Genomic DNA, 6,998 nt, shown 5'->3' with positions numbered 1-6,998 from the left:
GGTCCTGGGCGTGAGCCGGGGGCGAGTCCGGCCGGGCTGGTTGCGAGTGCTCATGTGCTTGGGCTTCTGATGGCTGAGGGGCCTGGCTGAGCGTGGCAGTCGGTGTGTCGGCTCGGTGTGTCGGCTCGGTGTGTTGGTGGTGGGAGTGGTGGGCGGCCGGCTGTCCTGGCTCCGGCGTGCCGGGCCGGGCCCGAGGCCGCGGGCTGCTTCCCGGTCAGGAGCGGAGCGGGATCGCTCAGCGTGTAGCGGCCGTCAACGCCTCGCGGTCCAGCCCCACTTCGCGGGCGAGCGCTTCGTCGGCCCACTCCTGGGCGCGGGTGCGGGGGACGGCTCCTTCGTACGCCGTCATCTGTACTGCGAGACCGTCCAGCAGAGCCGTCAGCCGCAGGGCCGCCGCCTTCGGATCCGGGCAGGAGAACTCGCCCGCCGTCACCCCCTCGGCGATCACCTCGGTGATCGCGGCCTTCCACTGCTCGTCGAGGTCGCGGGTCACCTCCCGCAGGACGGGCTCGCGCAGCGCCGCCGCCCAGCCCTCGATCCACAGCCGCCAGCCCTTGGCCTGCCCGGTCGGCGCGTACCAGCGCACCGCCGCTCGCAGCCGCCGTAGCGCGGTCGTGCGCCGCCCGAGCAGCTTGCGCAGATGGGCGAGGTCGTCCCCGGCCGCGTATCTGAACGCCTCGGCGACCAGTTTCTCCTTGGTCGAGAAGTGATAGAGCACCAGCGCGTTGCTCACCCCCAGAGCAGCGGCCACGTCGGCGATACGCACCGCCGCCACGCCCCGCGCCGCGATCTGCTCGATGGCGGCGCGCAGCAGCTCCTGCCGCCGCTCGGCCACGCTCAACCGCACTCTGGTCACGCGGTCACCCTAGTGCGTGGCCGGTGAGAGCCGTGGGACCCGGCTCCCGCCGGCGGGCGAGCACCTCAGCGGTACCAGCCGAACCGCTCCGCGATCACCGGCAGCCGGTCGGCGACGATGGCGTGCGCCGCCGCGCGCGGAGTCGTGCCTTCGGACGCCGCGCGGGCCAGCATCAGGTCGACCAGGGCGCGCATCGAGCGGCGGACGTGGGCGAACGCCTCCTCCGCGTCCGCGCCGATGTCGCCGAACAGCGTCCACCACCACCAGGCGTTCGTCGCGGAGTTGACCACCACGTCCGGCAGGACGGTGACCCCGCGCGCGGTGATCATCTCCTCCGCCTCGGCCAGTACGGGCATGTTGGCGGCCTCGACGATCCAGCGGGCCGTGATCCGCTCCTGGTTCCCGGTGTCGATCGCGTACGACACCGCCGCGGGCACCAGCACGTCCACGTCCGCCGACAGCCAGGCGTCGCCCGGCAGTTCCCGGTCGCCGGGGCGCAGCGCGGAGCGGTCGACCGTCCCGTACGCGTCACGGGCGGCGAGCAGCCTCTCGATGTCGAGGCCCTCCGGACGGGCGATCGTGCCCTTGACGTCGGCGACGGCCACCACCGTGAGCCCCGCGCGCGTGAGGAAGCGCGCGGTGGCTCCGCCCATGGTGCCCAGCCCCTGGACGGCGACCCGTGTCCCGGCGTACGGCACGTCCGCTCGGTCGAGGGCGGTCAGCACCGCTTCGGCGACCCCGCAGCCACCCACCAGTTCGTCCAGCCCGATGCCGTCGACCTGCAGCGCGAACGCGTCCGCGAGCCGGCGCCGGGCCGCCTCCTCGTCGTCGAGGAGCGGATAGACGGCCTGGATCGACGAGACGAGCCCCGCCTCGGCGGCCGCCCGGTCCACCAGGTCCTGGGTGAGCCCGAGGTCCTCACCGGTGGTCCAGAAGCTCTCGACGTACGGGCGCATCGCGCGGAGGTAGCGCACCAGGAGGCCGTACGCCTCCGGGGCCCGGGGGTCGCAGTCGATTCCGCCCTTCGCGCCGCCCAGGGGGACGTAGCGGCTCTCCGGGCGCAGTTCCGGGTCGTAGTGCAGTGCTTCCTTCATGGTCATGCCCCGGGCCAGCCCCGCGACCTCCGCCGAGGTGCAGCCCGGCCGCATCCGCAGCCCGCCGCTGGCCACCCCGCGCACCAGCCGGTCCACCACGAGGAAGCCGTGCCGGCCCGTGATGTGGTCGGTCCAGGTGAGCGACATGAGGGGGGCGTGCATCGAGTCTCCTCGGGGCGTGGACCGATGGCAGTTACTGAACGGCGGATCAGTATGACATTCCACTGGGGCACCGTGGGCCCGGCGTTGTCGGAGGGGCGGACCATAATGGAACGCCTCAGTTGATTCATCCTGGAGGTGACCGTGTCCGGTTTCCGTCCCTCGAGCTCCGGGTGGGGCGGGCTGCGGCCCGCCGCCTTCGGCGCGGATCCGAGCGGTGTGCGTCTGGAGCGGATCCGCAGATCGCCCAACTTCGCGGACGGCGTCTTCGTGAACCCGGAGGGCACGCGGGTACGGCCCTCGGGCGGCGTCGCCTCCGCGATGGCGAAGGGATACTTCAACAAGGAGGAGCGCCGCCGCCGCGCCCCGACCGGCCCCGTGCCGGTGCACTCCGGCACGCTCGCCGATCTGGCCGGGCCACCGGCGAGCCGGCTGCGTCTCACCTGGATGGGGCACTCCAGTGTGCTCGCCGAGATCGACGGCCACCGCGTGCTCTTCGACCCCGTCTGGGGCGAGCGCTGCTCACCGTTCGCGTTCGCCGGGCCGCGGCGGCTGCACCCGGTGCCGGCGTCGCTGGCCGCGCTGGGCCCGGTCGACGTCGTCGTCATCTCCCACGACCACTACGACCACCTGGACCTGCCCACCATCAAGGCCCTGGCCGGCACGGACACGCTGTTCGCGGTGCCTCTCGGCGTCGGCGCCCACCTGGAGCACTGGGGCGTGTCCGAGGCGCGGATACGAGAGCTGGACTGGAGCGAGTCGACGAGGATCGGCGGCCTCACCCTGACCGCCACCCCCGCCCGTCACTTCTGCGGCCGCGGTCTGCGCAACACCCAGCACACGCTCTGGGCCTCCTGGGTCGTAGCGGGAGACGAGCACCGGATCTACCACAGCGGCGACACCGGGTACTTCACCGGGTTCCAGGACATCGGCGCCGAGCACGGCCCCTTCGACGCCACGATGATCCAGATCGGCGCGTACAGCGAGTTCTGGCCGGACATCCACATGACCCCGGAGGAGGGCATGCGCGCCCACCTCGACCTCCAGGGCGGGCGGCCGCACGGCGTGCTGCTGCCGATCCACTGGGGCACCTTCAATCTGGCCATGCACGCGTGGGCGGAGCCGGGGGAGTGGACGAGGGACGCCGCCGAGGAGGCCGGGCAGCCGGCCGCGTTCCCCCGGCCGGGCGCGCCCTTCGAGCCCGCGGGAACGCTTCCCACGGATCCCTGGTGGCGAGCCGTCTCGGCGCCCATCGACCACCCGTGGCGCCGGCCCGAGGAGCCGCGCGTCGCACCGGAGACCACGGGCGACCTCGACCTCGCCGGCGAGCGGTGAGTCAGGAGCCGGTGGGAGAGGCGCGGTCGGGCCGTGGGAGCGGGCTCGGGCTGAGGCGGCGGGTGAGGGCGTCGCCGGATTCCCGGGTTGGAGGCCTGGTGGAGTCCAGGCCGAGATGGCCGGCGAGGTCGCGGGCGTGGAGGTGGGCGGCGGCCTCCAGCAGGATCGCGTAGGTGTCGGCCCGCAGCCGCGCGGGTGCGGCTCCTCCGGGCCACCGCCCCTGGCCTTGCCCCGGCGGGCCCGGAGGACGTGATCGTGGCCGTGCCGCTCACGCCCGGACCGCCCGGCCGGTGGCGCTGCGTCGGCGTCGAGGCGGCGAGGCGGCGATGCCGCGGGCCCGCCTTCCCGGCCCCGTGTTGGTGCCGGGGCCGGGGCCGGGGCCGGGTCCTGTCGGCGTGTCACCGGATCGCCGTCACCGTCGCGGGCCTGTTCTCCGCCGGTCCGGACCCCGACTCCTCCGGTGTGCGTCCCACCCGGGCGGCCCGCGCGCTGCATCACGCCGTACGCCGGGTACGTGACGGCCACGCCCTGCCCGCACCCTTCGACCGGGCAGACGCTTCGACCGGAGACGGGCTCCGCCGCTGTGGACCGCGTACCTGCATTCCGGGGCATGACCACGGGGAGCCCGACCCGCCGGCCGGAGTGTGACGCGGCGTGCGCGGTCGGCGCGATACCCGTGCACGGAGAGGCAATGCGGGTGCCGGGCCGGTTGGTGTGATGGAGGCCGGGGGACGCGGCTGTGCCGTGCGCGTGCAGGTTCAATGATCAGGAGTAGTGGCCCATGAGTGGTAAGCCGACCGTCGTCCTCGTGCATGGTGCGTTCGCCGAGTCCTCCGCGTGGAACCCGGTCACCGAGCGCCTTCGGACCGCGGGACACAGGGTGATCGCGTTCGCCAACCCGCTGCGCAGTCTGTCGGGCGACGCCGGGGCCCTGCGGAGCCTGCTCACCTCGATCGAGGGGCCGATCGTGCTCGTCGGCCATTCCTACGGCGGCGCGGTCGCCTCGAACGCCGCGGTCGACGTGCCCGGGGTGCGCGCGTTGGTGTTCGTGGCCGCGTTCGCTCCGGAGCCCGGCGAGAGCATCGGCGCACTGACCGGAAGGTTCCCCGGCAGCAGCCTGCCCGAGGTCCTGGACTTCGTGCCGCAGGCGGACGGCAGCATGGACATCTACATCCGCCAGGACGCCTTCCACCAGCAGTTCGCCGCCGACCTGCCCGCCGAGGAGGCCGCGCTGAACGCCGCCGCCCAGCGCCCCCTGCGCGACACCGCCCTCAACGAGCCCTCCGGTGAGCCCGCGTGGCGGACCGTGCCGTCCTGGTTCGTCTTCCCGGAGTTGGACCGCAACATCCCGCTCGCCGCGCACCGGTTCATGGCCGAACGCGCGGGCGCCAAGGAGACCACGGTCGTGCCGGGCGCCTCGCACGCGCTGCCGACCTCCAGCCCCGAAGCGGTCACCGCCACCATCCTCAACGCCGCGGACAGCATCGCCTGACCCGCGGGAGCAGCTCGTCATCCACTCCCGGCAGGGCGCGACCCCGTGATGTACGGGTGGTGCGACGCGCGGCTCAGTCTGCTCGCGGCGGATGCCGCCAGCTCGCCCGCCGTGTGGCGGGCGACGGCGGCACGGCCCGCCTCGCCCAGGGAGTCGGCGACACGGGCCTGACTCAGCCAGTTGTAGGGGCTGTCCGGGCGGAGGCCGGCGCGTTCTCCGACCAGCAGGCGGGCCAGATCGTCCCGCCGCGCGCGCAGGGCCGCCTCCAGGAGTGTCCGCTGGACCGCGTCCCGCTGGGCGTGGCTGCCGCCGGCGATGTGCAGCCTGCGGCGTACGGGCCAGAGCAGATCCACCGCTGACGCGTAGTCCCCGCGGGCATAGGCCACCAGCGCCTCGCAGACCGGCAGGCCGACCTCGCCGGTCATCAGGTGGTTGGTCTCCGGGCGCGTGCCGTCCTCGGCCAGCCAGCGGCGCCGGTCGGCGATGAGCTTCTCCGCCACGTCGAAGCGCCCTGCTCCCGAGTACGCCATGACGGCGTGCACGTCGTTGAAGGCGTAGAACGGCGGGTCCTCGCGCGCGGCCCACGCGTCTGCCAGGGCCTGCCAGCGGGCGCTCTGGTCCAGGTCGGCCAGGAGGAACCGCCACAACAGCGAGGCGGCGTCGAGCAGTTCCATGGCGAGCCCGGCCGAGCCCTCGTGGTGCAGTACGGCGTCGTAGATCCGTGTGGCCGTCGCAGTGGCCTCCGCCTCCAGCGCGTACAGGGCGTAGTGCCACCAGTTGTGCACCGTCAGCAGATTGCCGCTCGCCCAGTCGTCGAGCCGCGCGTCGAGGTAGTCGATCCCTTCGGCGAACCGTCCCTCCATCTCATGGACGTGCGCCACCGCGTGGATGGCCCAGACGTCCCGGGGGTTCTGCTCGACCGCGGCCAGGGCCACTTCCCGGGCCCGGCCGTAGTGTCCCGACTCCTCCAGGCCGAAGGCGTACATGCCCATCAGCGGGCCGCGGTGGGGGTCGTCGGTGTCCCAGGCCGGCAGAGCGCCGCCGATCCTGTCGCGCAGACGCAGCGCGTCGCCGGTGAGGAAGTCGAGCTGATGGCCCACAGCCAGGGCCAGGGGATCACGAGGGCACTGCACGACGAGTTCCTCGAGATACCGGCCGGCACGCCGCAGGTCGCCCGCGAGACAGGCCCGCGCCGCGGCCATGTGCACGCGCTCCCGCCGGGGGAGCGCCGAGTGGTCCAGCCCTGCGCTGAAGTCGGCGAAGCGGCGGCGGGCCTTCACGGCGTCACGCGGCTCGGTTCCCAGCACCCCCAGATAGGCCGCGAAAGCCTGGGCGAGGGGTGAGGCCGGGGCGGCCGAGACGGCGTCCGCGGCCGCGGTGCCCAGCTCGGAGCGGAAGAAGAGAAGGGCCTCCACAGCCCGGTCCAGGTGCGCCGCGCCCTCGGCGGTGCACTCGTACAGGCGGTTGCCGTAGCGGTCGGTCACCATGGCGGCTCATCTCCGGTCGTACACAGCGATGTTGACTCCTGACGGCACGGACGGTCGTGCCACCACCATCAAAACCGTCACCACGCCACACGGTCCACCGAAACCATCCGAAGCATCGCGAACTGCCACCCTGCGCCCCCTCGCACCACCCGGGCGCCGCGTCGGCAGGCATCAGGGGCCTACGGGTTCGGGCGTCCCGGCGCGGTGGCGGGTCGCGGGGGGACGCCACGGATTCCGGCGCCGAAGCCGTGCCCCCCGCGAGTGGCCGCCCTCGCCGCAGTCACCCCATAGGGTGATTGGATCGCCGTCGAGGTCGTTCGATCACCACAACGGGTGACATCCCTGGCGGGGACGGGGCGGGCGTCGGAGAGCCGAAAACCGCCCCCACCGGGTGAATTCCTGATCGTTTCCGAGGGGCGGGGCCGTATTTCCCCTTGGCCCTCCGTGTTTGTTCCCGACCGCTTCCGACCAGCTCCGATCGCAGTCACTTTCATGTCGGGAGCGAATCTCCCGCTGTTTATCCGACTGTTTATCGGTCTGTCGTACGAGGCCTCACACCGGGGCGGGAAGAAGGG

At 73.1% G+C, this 6,998-nt stretch carries 5 protein-coding genes; 2 read left to right on the top strand and 3 right to left on the bottom strand.

What is annotated here, in order from left to right:
- Positions 1-235: 235 nt before the first annotated feature.
- Both FNH04_RS38230 and FNH04_RS38225 read right to left on the bottom strand, forming a co-directional pair.
- Positions 236-856 carry a TetR/AcrR family transcriptional regulator gene (locus FNH04_RS38230; protein WP_322725065.1) on the bottom strand — a complete coding sequence of 207 codons (621 nt, stop codon included), beginning with the start codon at positions 854-856 and terminating at the stop codon, positions 236-238.
- A 65-nt stretch (positions 857-921) separates the two neighbouring features.
- On the bottom strand, positions 922-2,112 hold the full coding sequence (locus FNH04_RS38225) for a glutamate dehydrogenase (protein ID WP_152790453.1): 1,191 nt from the start codon (positions 2,110-2,112) through the stop codon (positions 922-924).
- 141 nt (positions 2,113-2,253) lie between these two features.
- On the opposite strand from FNH04_RS38225, the gene FNH04_RS38220 reads away from it, so the two are divergent.
- Positions 2,254-3,444 (top strand): MBL fold metallo-hydrolase, encoded by a 1,191-nt coding sequence (locus tag FNH04_RS38220; protein ID WP_322725064.1) that lies wholly within the window; start codon positions 2,254-2,256, stop codon positions 3,442-3,444.
- A gap of 781 nt (positions 3,445-4,225) precedes the next feature.
- Positions 4,226-4,936 (top strand): alpha/beta fold hydrolase, encoded by a 711-nt coding sequence (locus tag FNH04_RS38215; RefSeq protein WP_152790449.1) that lies wholly within the window; start codon positions 4,226-4,228, stop codon positions 4,934-4,936.
- A gap of 17 nt (positions 4,937-4,953) precedes the next feature.
- Here the strand turns inward: FNH04_RS38215 and FNH04_RS38210 are convergent, their stop codons facing one another.
- Entirely contained in the window at positions 4,954-6,423 is a 1,470-nt protein-coding gene (locus FNH04_RS38210) for a tetratricopeptide repeat protein (RefSeq protein WP_152790447.1), read from the bottom strand.
- Positions 6,424-6,998 lie beyond the last annotated feature (575 nt).

It is taken from the genome of Streptomyces phyllanthi, from assembly GCF_009377205.1.
GTDB classification, from domain to species: domain Bacteria; phylum Actinomycetota; class Actinomycetes; order Streptomycetales; family Streptomycetaceae; genus Streptomyces; species Streptomyces phyllanthi.
The sequence above is the reverse complement of the archived record's forward strand: the minus strand, read 5'-3'. Positions and strand labels throughout refer to the sequence as shown.